At 41.9% G+C, this 17,068-nt stretch carries 18 protein-coding genes and 3 pseudogenes; 11 read left to right on the top strand and 10 right to left on the bottom strand.

The window, feature by feature from the left end:
- Window positions 1-287: 287 nt before the first annotated feature.
- From ACHA99_RS01240 to ACHA99_RS01210, 7 genes and pseudogenes are all read left to right on the top strand, one after another.
- Entirely contained in the window at window positions 288-1,523 is a 1,236-nt protein-coding gene (locus ACHA99_RS01240; RefSeq protein ID WP_393940585.1) for a tyrosine-type recombinase/integrase, read from the top strand.
- Window positions 1,524-1,650: 127 nt separating this feature from the next.
- Window positions 1,651-2,481, top strand: coding sequence for a HepT-like ribonuclease domain-containing protein (locus ACHA99_RS01235; RefSeq protein ID WP_393940533.1), 831 nt, complete (start codon window positions 1,651-1,653; stop codon window positions 2,479-2,481).
- A gap of 426 nt (window positions 2,482-2,907) precedes the next feature.
- Window positions 2,908-3,963, top strand: coding sequence for a hypothetical protein (locus tag ACHA99_RS01230; protein WP_393940530.1), 1,056 nt, complete (start codon window positions 2,908-2,910; stop codon window positions 3,961-3,963).
- A 134-nt stretch (window positions 3,964-4,097) separates the two neighbouring features.
- A complete protein-coding gene (locus ACHA99_RS01225; RefSeq protein WP_330147027.1) occupies window positions 4,098-4,322 on the top strand; it encodes an AlpA family phage regulatory protein in 225 nt (74 codons plus the stop codon).
- Between the two features lie 57 nt (window positions 4,323-4,379).
- Complete coding sequence (locus tag ACHA99_RS01220) at window positions 4,380-4,838, top strand: DUF3987 domain-containing protein (RefSeq protein WP_115014957.1); 459 nt, start codon at window positions 4,380-4,382, stop codon at window positions 4,836-4,838.
- A pseudogene (locus ACHA99_RS01215) lies at window positions 4,783-5,925 on the top strand (DUF3987 domain-containing protein). The gene ACHA99_RS01220 and the pseudogene ACHA99_RS01215 overlap by 56 nt, the downstream one beginning before the upstream one ends.
- 202 nt (window positions 5,926-6,127) lie before the next feature.
- Window positions 6,128-6,805 carry an inovirus Gp2 family protein gene (locus ACHA99_RS01210; protein WP_203431823.1) on the top strand — a complete coding sequence of 226 codons (678 nt, stop codon included), beginning with the start codon at window positions 6,128-6,130 and terminating at the stop codon, window positions 6,803-6,805.
- Window positions 6,806-6,947: 142 nt separating this feature from the next.
- Here ACHA99_RS01210 and ACHA99_RS01205 read toward each other — a convergent pair whose 3' ends face one another.
- The 9 genes from ACHA99_RS01205 to radC form a co-directional block, all read right to left on the bottom strand.
- Window positions 6,948-7,241 carry a type II toxin-antitoxin system RelE/ParE family toxin gene (locus ACHA99_RS01205; protein ID WP_076500099.1) on the bottom strand — a complete coding sequence of 98 codons (294 nt, stop codon included), beginning with the start codon at window positions 7,239-7,241 and terminating at the stop codon, window positions 6,948-6,950.
- Window positions 7,229-7,513, bottom strand: a complete 285-nt coding sequence (locus ACHA99_RS01200; protein WP_115014944.1) for a CopG family ribbon-helix-helix protein — start codon at window positions 7,511-7,513, stop codon at window positions 7,229-7,231. The genes ACHA99_RS01205 and ACHA99_RS01200 overlap by 13 nt, the downstream gene beginning before the upstream one ends.
- 286 nt (window positions 7,514-7,799) lie before the next feature.
- On the bottom strand, window positions 7,800-8,522 hold the full coding sequence (locus ACHA99_RS01195) for a lecithin retinol acyltransferase family protein (protein ID WP_393940525.1): 723 nt from the start codon (window positions 8,520-8,522) through the stop codon (window positions 7,800-7,802).
- 88 nt (window positions 8,523-8,610) lie between these two features.
- Window positions 8,611-9,177 carry a site-specific integrase gene (locus tag ACHA99_RS01190; RefSeq protein ID WP_249559032.1) on the bottom strand — a complete coding sequence of 189 codons (567 nt, stop codon included), beginning with the start codon at window positions 9,175-9,177 and terminating at the stop codon, window positions 8,611-8,613.
- 108 nt (window positions 9,178-9,285) lie between these two features.
- Complete coding sequence (locus tag ACHA99_RS01185; RefSeq protein ID WP_317519669.1) at window positions 9,286-9,693, bottom strand: DUF2787 domain-containing protein; 408 nt, start codon at window positions 9,691-9,693, stop codon at window positions 9,286-9,288.
- Window positions 9,694-9,886: 193 nt separating this feature from the next.
- The gene (locus tag ACHA99_RS01180) at window positions 9,887-10,300 is read right to left on the bottom strand and encodes a DUF2787 domain-containing protein (RefSeq protein WP_393940521.1); all 414 of its coding nucleotides are present in this window, start codon (window positions 10,298-10,300) and stop codon (window positions 9,887-9,889) included.
- Window positions 10,301-10,545: 245 nt separating this feature from the next.
- A complete protein-coding gene (locus ACHA99_RS01175) occupies window positions 10,546-10,902 on the bottom strand; it encodes a type IV toxin-antitoxin system YeeU family antitoxin (protein ID WP_126492067.1) in 357 nt (118 codons plus the stop codon).
- A gap of 139 nt (window positions 10,903-11,041) precedes the next feature.
- Window positions 11,042-11,404 (bottom strand): hypothetical protein, encoded by a 363-nt coding sequence (locus ACHA99_RS01170; RefSeq protein ID WP_028760119.1) that lies wholly within the window; start codon window positions 11,402-11,404, stop codon window positions 11,042-11,044.
- Window positions 11,405-11,444: 40 nt separating this feature from the next.
- The gene (gene radC / locus ACHA99_RS01165) at window positions 11,445-11,951 is read right to left on the bottom strand and encodes a DNA repair protein RadC (protein ID WP_393940518.1); all 507 of its coding nucleotides are present in this window, start codon (window positions 11,949-11,951) and stop codon (window positions 11,445-11,447) included.
- 147 nt (window positions 11,952-12,098) lie between these two features.
- On the opposite strand from radC, the pseudogene ACHA99_RS01160 reads away from it, so the two are divergent.
- The 3 genes and pseudogenes from ACHA99_RS01160 to ACHA99_RS01150 all read left to right on the top strand — a co-directional run.
- Window positions 12,099-12,250 (top strand): annotated as a pseudogene (locus ACHA99_RS01160) (helix-turn-helix transcriptional regulator); the annotation flags it as partial.
- Window positions 12,251-12,400: 150 nt separating this feature from the next.
- Window positions 12,401-12,538 carry a hypothetical protein gene (locus ACHA99_RS01155; protein WP_393940515.1) on the top strand — a complete coding sequence of 46 codons (138 nt, stop codon included), beginning with the start codon at window positions 12,401-12,403 and terminating at the stop codon, window positions 12,536-12,538.
- A 40-nt stretch (window positions 12,539-12,578) separates the two neighbouring features.
- Window positions 12,579-14,168, top strand: coding sequence for a hypothetical protein (locus ACHA99_RS01150; protein WP_393940512.1), 1,590 nt, complete (start codon window positions 12,579-12,581; stop codon window positions 14,166-14,168).
- Window positions 14,169-14,459: 291 nt separating this feature from the next.
- Here the strand turns inward: ACHA99_RS01150 and ACHA99_RS01145 are convergent.
- Window positions 14,460-14,926 (bottom strand): annotated as a pseudogene (locus ACHA99_RS01145) (JAB domain-containing protein).
- 509 nt (window positions 14,927-15,435) lie between these two features.
- On the opposite strand from ACHA99_RS01145, the gene dptF reads away from it, so the two are divergent.
- Window positions 15,436-17,067, top strand: a complete 1,632-nt coding sequence (gene dptF, locus ACHA99_RS01140; RefSeq protein WP_393940509.1) for a DNA phosphorothioation-dependent restriction protein DptF — start codon at window positions 15,436-15,438, stop codon at window positions 17,065-17,067.
- Window position 17,068 lies beyond the last annotated feature (1 nt).

Genomic DNA, 17,068 nt, shown 5'->3' with positions numbered 1-17,068 from the left:
ATCCTATATTGTTTAATACCATCCTACAGCATCCGAAATCTTTAGTAATGCCAAAAGTAATGCCAAGGAAATTTGGCAAATTTATGCATTACTTTTCACTTCAAAAAATACCCATTTTTTATGTCGTTTTTTTACTTGATTTTCTCGATTTTATAGCCCAGATTTAACTTGGCAATATCCTGATTTATCTGAATTTATTCAGTGATAAGTAATGCTTGATTTTAGAGTGCGAAATAATGCCAAAATCAAGCATTACTTTGGGGCTTAATTTGAGGGAGGAGAACGGTATGGGAAGAAGTACAAATAAGCTGACTGCAAAAGCGGTGCTCAATGCTAAAGCGGAAGCAAAGCCCTATAGATTGTCAGATGGTGGCAATCTCTATCTCTATGTGCGCACAGCAGGGAAAACATGGGAATTTCGATACATACGCCCCTCCACCAGCAAACCCACCTATTTTGGTTTAGGCTCATACCCTGACGTATCCTTAGCTGAGGCGAGAGATAAAGCACTAGAAGCGCGAAAACATTTGGCCGAAGGCATCGACCCCCAATTACTTAAAGTTGAAAACAAATTAAAAGCGGCAACAGAGAACGCTCAAACTCTCAAGCATATTGCACAAATGTGGATGGACTCAAAGCAGGGAAGTATTAAGGCTAAAACCATTGAAGGTAATTGGCGCAAGCTTGAGCTGTATGCCTTCCCTAAGCTGGGGAGTATTGCTATTAGCAGACTCACGGCTCCTATAGCCATTGCCGCGCTCAAGCCCCTTGAACAGAAGGGGCATCTTGAAACGGTTAAACGTACCGCTCAGTTACTGAATGAAATCATGAACTATTCGGTTAACTCTGGTTACATTCATGCCAATCCGTTGTCAGGTATTCGAGAAGTTTTTAGAAAAAGCAAAGTGGAGCATCTGAAGGCATTAAAACCAGCAGAGCTAGCTGAGTTGTTGCAGACCATTGCAAACGCCAATTTATTATTAACGACCCGGTGTTTGATTGAATGGCAATTGCACACAATGACCAGGCCAAATGAAGCGGCCGGAGCCCGTTGGGAAGAAATCGATTTTGATGCCAAGCTTTGGACTATTCCTGAATCACGCATGAAAATGAATCGTGAGCATATTATCCCGCTTACAGAGCATGCTCTCGCGATACTCGAAACTGTTAAGCCGATTAGTGAACAGAGCCAATTTGTCTTTCCATCATCTAAAGATCCTAAAAAGCACACAGATCCTGAAACCATCAACAAAGCATTAGGGCGAATGGGATTAAAGGGAAGAACAACGGGGCATGGTTTACGCTCACTGGCGAGTACTACCTTAAACGAGAAAGGCTTTGATGGTGATGTTATTGAGGCAGCGTTAGCCCATGTTGATAAAAACCAAATCCGCAGTGCCTATAATCGCACGACCTACCTAGAGCGACGGACCAAGTTAATGGAGTGGTGGAGCAACCATATTGCCACTGCAGCAGTTGGCTCTTTGTCAGTAACAGCTACTTCAAGAAAATTAGGGGCATGACCTGTAAGTCCGAATAGAGATTATCTCCCTGAGTCAAAAGGTTAGGGGACGTGACAAACGAATCTAACCTGTTAAGTCCGACTCAGGGTTGTTACTCTTACTTCATGACTAACCTAAAGCCAAGCCAATGACTATTGACCAGAACCAGCATTTGCACCAACTAAACGCTTTAGCTGCAAGCCATTCTGAGGTGGCGGTATTATGGCTTTATGGTTCGCAGGCGAAAGGAAATGCTAGCGAGCATAGCGATTGGGATTTAGCCGTCGCATTCGACCCGGTAAAGGCGGACAGTGTGCTTGATACTCGTATTAGAGCCGAACTGCTCGCTATGGATTGGCAAAGGGCATTGGGGCTAGCCGAAGGGAAGCTTTCCGTTGTCGATATCAATCTAGCACCTATCCCTCTGGCTTTCGGAATCATTAATGCCAACAAACTTATCTTTAGTCGAGATGAAGGTCGAAGAATGCAAGAAAAGTCTCGCATTATGTCGCAAATGGAACTCGATTATTCAGCCCCAAGCCACTTTATTATTTTGGATAATGCCTATATCACGTCATTGAGTTTAAGCCTTAGCCAGTACCAAGCCGAGTTTGGAGAGTTACGTCAATTACTTAGCCAGCGTTCCTTATCTAATCTCGAATATCGAGCAGCAGAGCGAATACTACAGGTCTCTATTGAAGCTTGCATTTGCATTGCAAAACATTGGGCTAAAGCACTGGCTGGATATAGTCCGCAGGATGCTTACCAAGCATTTGAGATCCTGTGTCAACGAGGTGCACAACCAGCCGATGAGTTAAATGACTGGCGTAAAGTGATATGCCTGCGTAATGCACTGGTACATGATCATTTGAATATTGACCCTGAGATCATCCGCAGTGTGATCTCTCAAGGTTATAGCGATAGATTATTTGCCTTTGCAGAGCAGGGGTTGGAATGGTTATCGCTTAAGAAGGGCTAAATGGGGCCCTCTTGGCTTTTATATAAGTTAAAAATGAAAATCACTAAAGTGAACTTGTTTGCTTAAAACCTAAGACTGGGGTGTTTGTGTTTATTACACTTTTGAATTTAAGCTCTCGTCTGTGTTGCCATCAAGTTTAGCATTGTTAACTCTTTGCCTAGTCAAAACATCCATTCAACAAGTTAGCCTTACTGCATTCAGTGATTTCTTCATGTTTACTCTAGTCCCCACTTTTCCAGCTTGAGTATTGGCTCAACCTTGGGATCGGCTGCGGTGGCTGATTTTGGTATTTTCGTTATCCTGAGTACCCTGATTTATATGTTATCTCAAAATCAATTGGCTCAGGCTTAGGTTGACACACAGGGACCTTGTTTGCTATTTCTGCTATTAGTAGCAGAAATAGCAAACAGTTAAGGATATAAGTCTATGGAAAGAGTGGTTCAGCTATCGTCAGTCAATTTGAATAAAAGTACCGCCTCTGTCATAAAATTTTTGATGGATAAGGATAGGCCGATATTTTTCAGGGTGCCTGATAATAAGAATGCGTGGGTTATCAAACGTGGACAGGATGAGTATCATTTAAAGGACTTAATGAAGGAAATCCTATCTAATGCAAATAAAGTAACTCATTGCAGGGATATGACACAACAGATTAAAAATAAAAGTAATTTAATCAATGAGGTAAAGCAAATAAATAGGGTCTGCTACGGTTGTCTTGAAGCAGTAGATCTTCCAGTGCTTATTGCACAAAAAAGACTAATAATCAACTTGTTAAGCGTGATAATGACTTTTGACACGAGTGGTGAGTTGATTTTAGCTCCAGAAATTAACCTAAAGCCTAATATGAATTCGATTGAAGATTATTCAATGCTGAGTCCTTCAGCCTTGATTTCAGTCTCTTGTAGCGAAATTGTATTTACCCATAAAACTGTTGAACATTGGGCTGAAGATAATAGTACATTAAATCAAATAGTTGGATTTGATGTCACCTTCGATTCATTAGCTGTCTATGAGGCAGATATTCTCAAATTTATACACAATGATCTAGATTCTATCCCTGATGATAGTCCTTATTATATTCCCACTGAATTACGTGGTCGTTCCAAGCTTGATCAATTGGCTGTGATTGGTTTTTTACTGTTTGAAGCTCTAAACAACAAGTGGATAAACTCAAATAAATTGGCAATAATACTGCAAAATAAGCTTGGTTATAAACAGACTATGGCAGAGTCAGCCGCATTTTTTATTAATGCAGAACCTGGTGGTATAAAAGGTTCTCATGCGTCAGTTGCATCTAATGATAAATACCCTAATTGCCAGTTTCCATTTTTAGTTGAAGCACTTAGAATTAGCAAATTTTTTAAAAGTGATTGTGATAATAAAGTTAGTTCTGAAGTGGTCGAGTTTTTGGGTACATGCGGATTTCGTCACGAAAACTGCAAGTATGGAGAGTTATTGGTTCGTTATCTAAAAGTAAAATAAATGATTTGGAGAGGTCGTAAATCTAATATTTTCAGTGTGTTACTTATTGCTTGGTGAGTCGACCTTCCTTTACCCTCCTATTTTATCCTTGTTTTTCGTATAAAGTTGCCTGAAATCAACCAACTCAACAACCGATGAGGGCAACTATGAATGACAATCAGCCTAGCTATTCAATTATTAGACTTGTTAACGTTATTCAGTTAACTGGATTATCACGCTCTACTATCTATGACAAACAAAACCCGCGTTCTCCGCGATACGATCCGACTTTCCCTAAAAAGGTGACACTTGGTGCCAGAGCGGTAGGCTGGTATTTCGGTGAGGTTGAAGCATGGCTTAAATCAATAAGAGTTCAGTAATGGATTAAAGATTTTTTGTTCACTAATCCCATTACTTATTATCAAAGGAAAACTGATATGTCTGAACGTTTTGAAAATAAAAACTTACCTCCGCGGCGGTATAATAAAAATATATATATTACATTTCCAGTATCTAATGGAGTTTTTCCTCGAATAGGAGAAGGTACTCTGTTAGGTAATACGATACTTGAAACTCATTTAATTACTAAAGCAGCATATCCCTTAATTGCCAGTACAGCACTTGCTGCTATTTCTACCGCCTTACAGGTGCATATAGATGTTGAACTACCAACAGGGAAGATTTGTCCAATCTCGCTTAACTTATTAACTTGTGCTGATTCAGGTGAGCGAAAATCTACGGTTGAAAATTTATTAATGGCAGGGATTAAAAATTACCAAAAAAAGCGTGAATTATCTTGTAAAGAACAGTTAATTAAGTATGAGATTTTGAGAGAGGTACATGATGCTAAATCCAAGTCGCTTAAAAAAAGATTGCTCAGAAATGCAGGAATCTAGGAACACAGAAAATGAAGTAAGTGAAGTAAATGAAATAAATGATCCTTTACAAGAGTTGATCGAGCATGAAGCAAAACAACCACAACGGCCAAAGGCTTTCAGAATTATGTATGAGGATAGTACGATAGCGGCGCTTACGTTTGGACTCAAGAATGACTCACCACATGCGTATCTTGGGTCAAGTGAGGGCGGTGTGCTAATGAATAGTGCCTTAATGTCAAACACACCTGTGCTTAATGCCATTTGGAGTGGAGATGATGTCACTGTTGCAAGAAAAACAACAGATTCTTATACGCTTTCAGGTGTTAGGTTAACTACACATATCATGATCCAGCCTCAAGCATTGAAACGATTTATGGATAAATCACAGGATGTTGTAAGAGGCAATGGTTATCTTTCTCGCTTTTTAGTGTGCTTCCCAATGCCTCTTAGCGGTGGTCGGAAAACCAATGGGATCAGGTATGAGAAAGAATTTATCAATCAATTCAATCAAAGAATAGAAGAATTACTAGAGGGTAAATAAATGGAACGTAAAATAGTAATATTTTCAGATGAAGCGAAAGATTTATGGTTAAATATATCTAACGATATTGAATTTAAAATGGCTCCTGGGGGAATTTACGAGAATGCCAGAGATCATGCTTCAAAACTAGCAGAAATTATTGCTAGAACTGCAGCAAATATTCACTATTTTGGACATAATTTTGACTCTAAAATATCAGTTGAGTCATTAAGAACAGCAATTGACTTGGTGAGCTATTACTCTTTTCACTTTTTAAATAATTTTTGCCCACCACCTATGGAGGTCATTTTGGGGCAAAAGCTAGCTCTATGGTTAAATTCATATCGTGATCGAGGGTATCGGTATATTAAAAAGAATAAGGTCTTACAACTTGGCCCTCCTATGTTAAGGAAAAGCAAGAATTTAAATGATGCGTTGAACGAACTTTTATCGAATAGACTTATTGATGTTTTTGATTATAATACCACGGTTGTTATTGATTTGTATCCTGGAGCTCCTTATGACAGAATTATCTTTGAACGTGATATGAACCTGTTTAATATCAATCAAAATGGTCCTGTGTAGCTTGATTGTTTTCTGCATATAAAATCAGAGTTGGTTTTTATATTGTATAGTTTTGACATCTGCTTCTTGACGAGCATATTTTATTTCAGACTGTTTGTTCTGTGAGGGGCTCGTTTGTTTTCAATTGCTGCGACTCCTAGGTTGTTAATATTATATTGATAATCTAGGGTTGTTATTTTTATAACTTTAAGGTTGGTATGGTGTGTCTCAGTATAACAATAGAAACTTAACCGTATTAAATGCCAAAGAGTTTAGTGGACTGCCAATTCTTCAATTTAAAAATGGAGTCTATGGGGAGTATTTGCACAATAACTTTAACGTTATCTATCACGCATTAAATAGGTATGCAAAGGTTTTCGCTGTGAGAGTTGACTTGAGATTTCCTGACTATTTTGACACCGATAATAACCGTTATGTTACGCGGTTTATTGAATCTCTAAAAGCGAAAATTAACGCAAATTATAATGCAAAGTGTAAAAATACTGAAGGATTTGTGCATCAAAGTGAAGTACTGTATATCTGGGTGCAGGAAACTGGGGAACTTAACCGATCACACTACCATCTTTGTTTGTTTTTTAATGGCAATGCTTATAGAAGTTTAGGTGTATTTGAACTTGGTAGACCTAATTTGTATAACCGAATCGTTAAAGCTTGGGCGAGTGCGCTAGCGTTGGATGTTGTTGCAGCACAAGGCTTAGTTCACTTTCCCAAAGCGCCTTGCTATCTATTAGAGCGTGGTCGGATTCACCTGAACCATACTTTACGTGCGTTGTTTCTGCGGTTAAGTTACTTTGCCAAAGTTGACAGTAAGACCTATGGTGATGGACGTCGTCATTATGGCTGTAGTCGATTATTGGGTAGGCTACAAGTTGATGATTAACTTACTTTGTACGATTGCTGCTAGTACAAATAGGAAAGTAAAGGGCAAGGGGCTCAAATCCCTTGCTTTTGTGTTTATTGAGAGTAGCAGTATATTCATAATCGCTCATCCATGCGAAGACCTCTTTGCTGATGCATCTCTATCAATATCCGGCTTCTTTTTGGTGGCGGATACACAATACGGTCAATCGTTCGCCGCCATCATACTGGTACATTGCCAGATAGCCAGTGTCACCAAAGTCGATCAGTAGTTCCCTAAAGCTAAAGTCATTGTCATCGATAGGCCGACCAATGTCTGGATAGCTTTCCAGTTTTCTAATGGTATTGATTATGGCGCTGGCAGCCCGTTGTGCGGCAGGGGGATTTTTAGTGCGAAGAAACTCACGTAAGCGTTCTAAATCACGTAATGCAGTGGCGGTGAAGATTATTTGTGGCATGAAGGGGCAGCCTTTTCATTTTCACTTCCCCAGGACTCCAGCCAACTCACCACTTCGTCACCGGTGACATGCAAGCCTGATGTCTGGTGTTCTTCCCATGCGCGTAACGCTTCTTGCTGCAACGCTTCGCGTTTCTCTTCTCTCTCAACGTATTCACGGATCGCTTCACGCATCATCCAGTGTGATGAACGTTTGCGAGTTTCGGCTAAATGCTCGACTCTGGCTTTAATATCGGCATCTAATTTAACCGACACGGGTTTGATTGTGCTCATCTGTTACTCCAAAGGTAATGCTTAGTACTACTAGGTAATACCTTAGCATAACGTAGTACAAAAAAATAATGATTACACGTTTACTTGCCTGCATGAGCAACGCCATAAGCTCAAGGATGATAGAAGATAGTTTGTATTACTTAACTGGGCAAACCTGTTACGCCGTCATCACGCTAATCTTCAACGTAATCGCAAGAGGGATAAAAACGATAGCGGCAAGTGATGCCGCTTCGTTTAGAGGGGTTGGCTAATGGGGGACTTAGCACTCAATACCGTAGCTGAAGTATTAAGACTTAAGCCAATGCCATGTATCGGCTATCAGCCCAGCACCAGCTTTTACGCCATTGATGCCCACTTCTGCTGTCGTCAACACGATGTTTAAGCCAGTTTCTACACTGCCGGTGACGAGTTTGATCCCCGCATCTGTAATCTCTCCTTGGCTTAAGCAAGTATAAGTTTCACCTAGAGTTTGCGTGGTGCCTTTTACTAGGCATTCGGCAGGTTTAGCCACAAGATCTCCAGGAGTGCCTAGTAGCGTGTTGACGTTATCGGGTAGCCCTAGGTATTCACCGGTCATTTTGATGGCGGTAGAGGCTAACACGACGTTTGCGACAGTCCTCGAGGCCAGCATTGACGCAGTGCTCCCCAGTAAGCCTGCTCTGGCAGAGCCTTGCAGCGCAATGTGGGTAAGATTACTCACTTGATTGGAGGTGCTGGTTCCCGCTAAGCATTCATTGACGAAGTGCTCGCAATTATTGGTAGCAACGTCGTATGGAGTGCGACCCAACTGACAGCGCGCTAGCTCAATGGCCTGATGGGGAAACAGCGTGGACTTTTTCACTCTGATACTTTGGCCACCAGCAAATTGCTGCAGGTCGATTTCTTCGATGATGCCCTGTTTAGATAAGTGAATAATATTTCCATGGCCCACATAAAGGCCGTGGTGTTCGGTTAAGCCAAGCGGATCAATATTGGTGACCAGATGATCACCGGGATGAAATGTATACATGGTATGTACTCCAAGAAAAACAACGCAGATACCCCTAGGTCGCATCTGCTAATGGGTTGAATAGGACGAAATGGACGTGCTGATTGACTCAGATTTCCAGCTCGACAAAGTCCTTATCGATTTGCTGCTGAGTAATGCCGATGTAGCGCAGGGTGACCGCTTCCGATTGATGCCGCAGCATGCGCATCACCCGGCCAATGTCTTTGCAGGCTTGATACAGGTGATAGCCGCGGGTTTTACGCATCGAGTGGGTGCCCAGGGCTAACTTGATATCGTCACCGACAAAGGCAAACGCTTTGGCTACCGCGCGCCGTGTCAGTGGTTTCGCGGGGGCCTGCCGGTCTTTGGCTTGGCTCGAGCGGTGGGATTGGAACAGGTAGATATGCTCAGGGTGGCGCTGGTGAATCGCCTCAATCAACGCCAGCGTCTTCGGATTGAGCTTGATGCTGGCCCGTTTACCGGTCTTCTGCTCAATGATATTTAAGCGGTCGCCGTCGATATCGCTGAACTTGATGGCCAGTAAGTCAGAGATCCTAAGGGCCAGGTTAAGACCGATATTCCAGACATCGGCCATCTGCTCACCAAAGTGACGTTCGAGCAGGTAACTGATAAGCTTGATGGTGTCGCGGTTCTTGACCGCTTCGACTTCGTTCATGCTTGGTTCCCTCAATTGGCTATGTGATAAATGTGGGCACCAGCACATCGCAAACCCGCATCGGGCCTGCGTTGCTTGGTTCCCAAAATACCTTTGTGGGCACCAAGTTCAGTCGGTGCTGACCTGAACCTGGTACACCTCCATCTCGACGTAGTTGCAAAAGTTCTCCAGCAGCAGCCGTACCAGGCTGTCGGCATGCTCGAGGTAGCAACGGCCAAAGAAGCTGTTGTAGACCTGCTTCTCCTGAAACCGCACTTCCATTTCTTTCTCAAGCTCAGGGAAGGGCCCGCCGCAGTAAGCAAAGTCGGTAAAGTAATTGAGATACCAGCAATCCCCCTGACGGTAGAGGTTGATCTCCACTGGGTGATAACCACCTCTCTCAGCACTGTAGTCGGGATCGCGGTAGTTTAGGGTGACGATGTTGAGACTCGGGTTATTGAGTGCGGCCAGTTGCCGTTCTAACAACTCATAAAAAGGCTCTGGCAGTGGCAGGATGGTTTCGCGGTAGATGTTCATGATGGACTCCAAAACAAAAAGCCCGCTAACGACGGGCGTTGCGGGCGAGGTTGGTTGTTGTTAACGACAGGGGCTTGTCGTAATGATTTAGGTTACAAGGGCGCGGGTGTGATGGGCTTAGCTCTTTGATTAGGGTAGAACTGAAACCGGTAGATATGGTTAGGATGTTCGCACAAAATGAGGGCGAGGCGAGTTAATCTAAGCTCACCTGCACTTGATAGGCTTCCATCTGGTAGTAACTGACAAAGTTATCGCTAAACAACTTAATCAGCCCCTGTGATTCCCGCTCAGTAATCCAGCCACTAAACAGGCTATAGACCTGCTTGCTGTTAAAGCAGATATCGATGTCTTTAACCAGTTCAGGGAAGGGATGGCCACGAAAAGCAAAGTCGGTGACGTAAACGAAACGCCAGTGATCTTGCTGTTTCTCAAGCCGCACTTCGACGGGATGAAAGCCACCCGCTTCGGCGCTGTAGTCTGGATCGCGAAAATTAAGGGTGATGGCGTTGGCGTCTTTTGGTGTGACGTCAGTCAGTTCCTTTTCAATCACTTGGTAAAAACGATCAGGCATCGCTGGCAGTTGATTACGCTTGATAGTTAATGTCATGGAATATTCCTTATTTAAAAACGGGCATACGCAAAAGCCAAGGCGCAGTCACGCCTTGGCTTTTGCTGTCTATGCGGTTTGGTTAATAGAACGAGTGTTGGCTAAGTGGTTTAATGTGAGTCGCTAAGGGCTACTTGCTAAGGCTTTTGAGCTGGGAGATTAAAGTTTGGTGGTTATGTTTAACGGGATTAGTACTGGCTTACGATAATGAACGGGTTATCGAGTGAGGGCGAGGTTGCTGGTGGTCAGTGGCTTAGCTTTGGTTTAGTTTCGGTTTGATAAATCGCAATATACAAATAGCCGTGGCTGCCTAAGGTGTCAGCCTCACAGGTAAAGCCAACGTGCTCAATGGTGACGCAGTGCTGCTCAGTGGCATCAATCTCGCCGGTGGCCACCAGCCGTTCAAGCTGTTTAACCATGGCGGGAAAGGCCTCGATAAATTGTTGTTTAATTGCTGGTGGAAATTCACCGACAAAGCTTGCACGGTCATTGAGATAATCCAAGTGCAGACCACGTAAAATCAGCCTTGCACCAAAGCGGGGAGACACTTTACGGGGTAAGCCCCAGGCGTGCTCAATATCGAAAAGTTTAAGAGTTGTCATAGTGACCTCAATGGTTGAAAAGAACTTTAGGGAGTAGGGTGCTCGTTAGCTGACTAGCGAGAGTAGTGATAAATACCAGTGCTAGTTAGAGCGGTTAATACAGCCGATTAGTGGAGTGGGTGATGACATGTAACGGTCTTTAGGTGTGTACGCTCCAATTCGGTTGCTCGTTGCTGCCATGGTTGAAGTACACACCGTTGATCACACGCTGCCATTCACCTGTTGGCACACCATAACTGTCACAGGGGCAAACATAGCGGCAAAAGCTGATCTCCTTGGGCAAGTGCTCAACCACATCACGGTGAAAAACAAATAATACGGTTTTATGTAGCTCGCGGTGTGGTGCAACGACTGGCTTGCCAATCACTTGGCCCATGGCATTGAGCGGCCGCACAAACATCGGCAAAATCAGCTCAACTGTTAAGCGGTTACGCAGTTCAGGAAAAGCGGCGCAGGCTTCGGCGACACAGGCCTGAGAAAAGCTATCGGTAAATTCAATCATGATGGACTCCTTGATTTGGTGTGGCAGGTTTAAACGCTGGCTAAAGTAAGCCGCGCTCAGCAAAGGACACTGGCAAGCGGCCCACCACGATATGGTCAAGCACGCGCACATCGATAAGTGCTAATGCATCGGTTAACCGTTTGGTGATGTTCTTATCTGCAGTTGAAGGTTCAGATTCGCCGGAGGGATGGTTGTGGGCAAAGATCACCGCTGCTGCATTGACGGCCAACACAGCCTTAACCACTTCCCGTGGATAAACACTGGCGGCATCTAAAGTGCCAAAGAACAGCTCTTTAAACTCCAGTAATTGATGCTGGTTATCTAGCAGCATCACTGCAAACACCTCCCGCTCATAACCGCCCAGTTTGTAAGTTAAATAATCCTTAGTGGCTTGAGGGTTGGTATAGGCGTCCTTCTTCACATAGCGTTCGGCAATGATATTGGCGGCAGAGGCTAGGATCGCTTCGGCAGTCTGCTGCCACTGGTTGATCGGCTGGTCTATCGAGTTGTTAGGTTCAGCTTTTGTGGGTATCGCTTTTGTTGACATATCAGGCTCCTTGAAAGCATTAATGGGCTTATGCACAGGAGTGATATATATCTGAAAATATTTGGAAAAGTTAAAAATTACTGGCATAGGTAATGGAAAGAAACCATTACCAAGAGTTCAGCATGGCACTAAACATAAAGCTTATTCACTGGCTTAGCCCGTTCCACAACCTACAAATACATCGCAGAAGGAGCCTTTCCTAAGCCGGTATTATAGGAGGGGCAGCATGGGTTGAGAGTGAGGTGCAAGAATGGATATTGGAACGTATTCAGGATCGAGATTTACATTTCGCAGTGTGATGAATAATAATTTATTATTTTTCAATATAATAACTCTGTTGCCAAAATGCCTGCATAAATCTACTCCAGAAGTTTTTACATTGTGTATCAAGCAAGCTCTTTCAATGCAGCTTGTGTATATTGTTTAATCACTTTACAGAGGAATGTATCATGGCATCTAAAGGTTCATCAGGTTCATCTCGCCCAGTTTCAAGTCATCCAGGTCCTGGTGGTAACTGGCCATCAAAAACTGGTGGTATATCTGGCGCAAATCGTGGAAATGCTATTCCGGTACCGTCTAAAAAATAATTAAGGAGTTTGCCCCTGGCTACGGGGGCAGTATGCGATTATGGATGATAAAGATTTTTGCTATCCCTCAATTGGAGAACTTGTTCGCGTAATTTTTAATAGTACAGGATTATTGCCGACTAAAGGGAAGAGTTCCCTTTTGTCTGGAGCGGAAAAGAAATCGCTGCAGATGCAATTAAAAAGATTAGCGGATGAAAATTCGAAAATTGATGGCAAGCTAGATGAGCTAATGCTTCAGTTACAAGCGTTATTAAAAGCGGTGTTAATTGAAGAGAGATTAGTTAATGTATTTATGGCTGCTATAGATGAGATTCTGATGGTTTATAAAGATTGCTTACGCACAGAGGGAACTTATCTAACAAAAATTGATACAACAAAGTATAATATCGCAACAAGTTTTCTCAGTAGAATTGTTATCTCATTTGCGAAAAATTTCTTAGTTTATAACGTGCCTAGTTTGAAATTGCCAATTCCAATGGTTTTGCAGTGGCTTTTACCTAAAATATCTACCTCAGAGAAAGTACGTTGGCCGTTAGCTCTTGTTTGGGAGCATTTCTACACAGTAACAAATACATCCCAGTCACAATTTCATAATCCTAAAGGGGTTGATGGTGACTATAGAGAAAGGCAAAACCTAGAAAATGCACAACGCTGGTGTGGCGGAAGCCAACTACCAAGTATAGAGTCCCTTTATGTTAACTTGGAACATTCTCTCTCTTTGCCTCGAAAAAAACCGCTAGAACTGACAGATAAGCAAATTTGCAGTTTTAATTTGATGCTTTTTATGGCACGAGTTTCAACATACTTTTTTCAAGCGTTAAATAAGTGCTATGGACCTGAGATGGTATGTGAAACGACTAACTATCTAAGAAAATTTTCACAACGAGTCAGTCGGCATAACTCTCTGGTATGGCAAGCGTCTTGTGAGGAGTTTGCGACGTTAGATTTTAAAAAACGCGAGTTACCTTTTGCCCAAGATTACTTCCTTTATGAGTTTGTCACCTTTTGGTGGCAGCGTTATGCTGCCATAACTGGGGAAAGTTGCCGCTATTTTGAGTACTTTGCGGCGCAAAGAGAATTGGACAATATCAACGATAGGGCTAAATACCGAATTTATTTGAGTATTTTTGGTCCCATAAATGCGTATATGACGTTAGATCAGCAAAGAATAAATGCCAAGCTCATAATTCCCACCGAATTTACACAAATGTTTAGCATGGGAATGAAGCTCAAGAACTCTATAACCGATTTAAAACTAGCTGATGAGTTTTCTTTTGAAATTAAAAAAATAGGGTTGTGGCCTAGTTTGGCTTGGCTAAGTAATTGGTGTTATGCCAATTACTATTATCGTCAAGAAAATAATATAAAAGCTTATCAGTATTATAAAGACGCCTTTATGCATGCAAAATATCGGGCTGGTTCCAATCAATATAAGCTTGTAAACCAGTATATAGAGGCTTGCGCTAAGAATAACCAGTACGCAGAGATGAAGAAAGGGGTTGCTTGGGCGAACTATATGGGCTTTGAAGTTAGATGGCTGCGTGGATTTGATAACCCAGAGTCGGAAGAAGCATTACAAGCATTGTTCAATTTATTTGCAACGAATAAGATGCGCTATGCCATTCTTTAAGAACAAATTCATGCAATTTTTAACCGAAAATATTCATAAACTTCGATCCATTTTATCTTCATGCCATGCAAAAGTCTCATTATCGAAAACCCCACTTTGGGAATGAATATTCCGTATTCACTCCTTGGGCGGACAAATACCTGCGGGGTTAATTCCAAGCAGATACGCTCAAGCAAGGCTAGGCAGGCCGAGCAGGCCTCCGCAACTGCTGCCTGAGAAAACTATCGGTAAATTCAATCATGATAAACCCCCACGCATAAAGGGCTCCCACTCGGGGAGCCATTTATGCAGTTATTGATTAGAGAGCCAGCCACGCTCGGCGAATGACACACAGGTATCGGCGACAACGATGTGGTCCAAAACAGGTACATCGATGGTGGCCAGTGCCGCAATAAGGCGCTCGGTGATCCGTCTATCGGCGCAGCCTGAAGGATGGTTGTGGGCGAAAATGACCGCCGCAGCATTACATAGCAGTACAGCCTTAACCACTTCTCGCGGAGAAACACTTGCACTGTCAATCGTGCCAAAGAACATCTCGTTGAATTCAATCAGTCGGTGCTGACTGTCGAGCATCATCACCGCAAACACTTCACGTTGATGCTGGTGGAGCTTAAAGCGCAGAAAATCCATGGTTGCTTGCGGTTGCAAAAGGCACCGCCGCGCACAAAGCGCTCGGCGACGATACCAGCTGCGGTTTCTAAGATTTGCGATGAGGTTTGTGGCCAGCTATTACTGGGTAGGGTAATTACTTTGTGCATAGCGTCTCCAAGGTTGCTAAATCTTGATATGCACAGGGGTTTTATATATCTGAAAGGATTTCGATATCGCAGTGTGCTGGAGGACCAGTTAAAAATTACTGTCACGACTTAAACTATAGATGCTCTTTAGCTGATACGTTAATCGGAATGAAAAAGCAACATGATTACGGTCAGAGGACGCTGATAGATAAGGCAATTTATCGATAAAAGCAATTGACTATCCCAAAAGTAAGTCTGAGAAGTGCAAGGCCCAAGACAGCAAAGCCCTATCTGGAGTTAAAGCAATGGACTCGATGCTGAATTTGAGCATACCTTGCGAGGGGGGGGCTAAACCGAGCAATAGCTAGGGGTCGTTACTATCCAAGCAATGTTTTGAACAACTCCGCCGAGATGATGCATCGTGTTGACCTTCAGAGTGTGAAGAAGACCTTGAATCTCATAAATATTTTGTGAGTATAAGGTTCCCAAGTGAAGAAATATGTAATAGCATTGTTGTATGGGATGTGATTATGATAGATAAGAAAAAGGAACTGAAATTGAGACTCAAAGAGGCCTTAGGTGTACTATCTAAATCTTCAAAATATTCAGTATCAACATTGAAAACTGAACAAATAGTAGATGACTTGCAGTCTCTCAAAGATTACCTTTATATTCCCCCGCAAATTCAATACGACTTTGAAAAAGCATTAGATGATGCTGTTGAGCAATCTTTGGGTGGTAATATTATTTGCTTATGTGGAAGCTCTGGTGATGGAAAATCAGAGATTCTCACTAAGTTATATAAAAAATTCAGTGGTTTCATAGATTTTCATTTAGATGCAACTCATAGTAGTCAGCAGCATAGATCAGCAATTGATTGTTTAGACGAGCGCTTTGATGAATTCAAGGAGAATAGTAAGTCTTTAGCTATAGGCATTAATGTCGGGATGCTGCAAAAATTCATCAAACAAGGGGCTGAGCGTCATGATGATATTAAATCTTCATTTGAAGCTTATTTTACAAACAGACATATGAAGGGCTATAGGCATAAGAATGTAAGTTTTTATGATTTTGAATGCTACCCGAGATTGAGTTTTTCAGAACAGACTGTAACTTCTAGTTTCATATCTGATTTTTTAAAAAAATTAACTGAACCTTCGATAGAAAATCCATTTTACGAATATTACCTTTTAGAAGAAAAAACAGATTCAAAAGTGGCAAGAAATTTTGAAGTGTTGTCATCGCTGCATTTTCAAAATAAATTAATTGAGCTGTTTTGTTTAGCCAGATTGCTGGAGGAGCAGTTTTTAATCCCCAGGATTTTTGTAGACTTCATTTTTCAAATTGTCACTAAAGAACATGAAGACGGGATTATTGGGAACGTTTTTTCTGACCTGGATAATGAATTTAGTCAGTGCTTTAGAAGGGTAGATCCTATTAACTATAGAAGCGCTGAGTTAGACTGCTTTTACCTCGAATATGCAACCAATACTTTATCTGAAAATATGGCCTATGACATTAGTCAGCTAAATACAGTTACTGGCTGTAGTTTGTCTCCTCAGGGATTGGTTCGTGGTGCTTACCTTCTAAACGGACACAATCTGAAGTCAACATTACCCGACTTCTATAAAGATTCATACTTACAAATTGCTTTAAAACATTACTTAAGACTAGTTAGTGTATATGAAGCGGTAGAATTGTCGGTAAGAGATGAAGATGATTGCTTAAATATAATAGAGGACTTAATCCTTAAGTCGTTACTTGAATATGCTAATAGGCAGCTTCCTGTTCAGGTTGATGGTTATATTGTAAGTCGTAAACTGAATGAATATTCAGTTTGTAATAAAATTAATATTCAAGCTGATATCGAATGGATAGAGCGGCATCAATTGATATCTAACGATATTATTCCCATCCCATTAATTATTAATAATGAACCTGTTTATACCTTCAACTTAGATTTAAAAACTTTAGTTCAAGCTGTTTACATATCTAATGGATTTAGGCCTAATAGGCAAAACATTGAAGCCATAGCAAAATTCGAGGAACTCTTAGCACATATTGTCGATAGAACACTTGAATCAGAATCTTTAAAATTAGTCAGTAGAGACAAAACAGTATCAATTAATAAGAATAGACAAAGATTTACTGTAGAGGTATAGT

The organism is Shewanella sp. S23-S33, from assembly GCF_043359565.1.
Classification (GTDB): Bacteria; Pseudomonadota; Gammaproteobacteria; order Enterobacterales; family Shewanellaceae; genus Shewanella; species Shewanella oncorhynchi.
Note: the sequence above shows the minus strand (reverse complement) of the source record. Positions and strands in the feature narration are given on the sequence as shown.

Excerpts from the sequence above, each read along its gene's own strand:
- ACHA99_RS01150 (WP_393940512.1), top strand. The coding sequence starts at position 12,579 with ATGGATGATAAAGATTTTTGCTATCCCTCAATTGGAGAACTTGTTCGC.
- ACHA99_RS01235 (WP_393940533.1), top strand. The coding sequence starts at position 1,651 with ATGACTATTGACCAGAACCAGCATTTGCACCAACTAAACGCTTTAGCT.
- ACHA99_RS01225 (WP_330147027.1), top strand. The coding sequence starts at position 4,098 with ATGAGGGCAACTATGAATGACAATCAGCCTAGCTATTCAATTATTAGA.
- ACHA99_RS01220 (WP_115014957.1), top strand. The coding sequence starts at position 4,380 with ATGTCTGAACGTTTTGAAAATAAAAACTTACCTCCGCGGCGGTATAAT.
- radC (WP_393940518.1), bottom strand. The coding sequence starts at position 11,951 with ATGTCAACAAAAGCGATACCCACAAAAGCTGAACCTAACAACTCGATA.
- ACHA99_RS01170 (WP_028760119.1), bottom strand. The coding sequence starts at position 11,404 with ATGATTGAATTTACCGATAGCTTTTCTCAGGCCTGTGTCGCCGAAGCC.
- ACHA99_RS01230 (WP_393940530.1), top strand. The coding sequence starts at position 2,908 with ATGGAAAGAGTGGTTCAGCTATCGTCAGTCAATTTGAATAAAAGTACC.
- ACHA99_RS01205 (WP_076500099.1), bottom strand. The coding sequence starts at position 7,241 with ATGCCACAAATAATCTTCACCGCCACTGCATTACGTGATTTAGAACGC.
- ACHA99_RS01200 (WP_115014944.1), bottom strand. The coding sequence starts at position 7,513 with ATGAGCACAATCAAACCCGTGTCGGTTAAATTAGATGCCGATATTAAA.
- ACHA99_RS01195 (WP_393940525.1), bottom strand. The coding sequence starts at position 8,522 with ATGTATACATTTCATCCCGGTGATCATCTGGTCACCAATATTGATCCG.
- ACHA99_RS01180 (WP_393940521.1), bottom strand. The coding sequence starts at position 10,300 with ATGACATTAACTATCAAGCGTAATCAACTGCCAGCGATGCCTGATCGT.
- dptF (WP_393940509.1), top strand. The coding sequence starts at position 15,436 with ATGATAGATAAGAAAAAGGAACTGAAATTGAGACTCAAAGAGGCCTTA.
- ACHA99_RS01175 (WP_126492067.1), bottom strand. The coding sequence starts at position 10,902 with ATGACAACTCTTAAACTTTTCGATATTGAGCACGCCTGGGGCTTACCC.
- ACHA99_RS01155 (WP_393940515.1), top strand. The coding sequence starts at position 12,401 with ATGGCATCTAAAGGTTCATCAGGTTCATCTCGCCCAGTTTCAAGTCAT.
- ACHA99_RS01240 (WP_393940585.1), top strand. The coding sequence starts at position 288 with ATGGGAAGAAGTACAAATAAGCTGACTGCAAAAGCGGTGCTCAATGCT.
- ACHA99_RS01185 (WP_317519669.1), bottom strand. The coding sequence starts at position 9,693 with ATGAACATCTACCGCGAAACCATCCTGCCACTGCCAGAGCCTTTTTAT.
- ACHA99_RS01190 (WP_249559032.1), bottom strand. The coding sequence starts at position 9,177 with ATGAACGAAGTCGAAGCGGTCAAGAACCGCGACACCATCAAGCTTATC.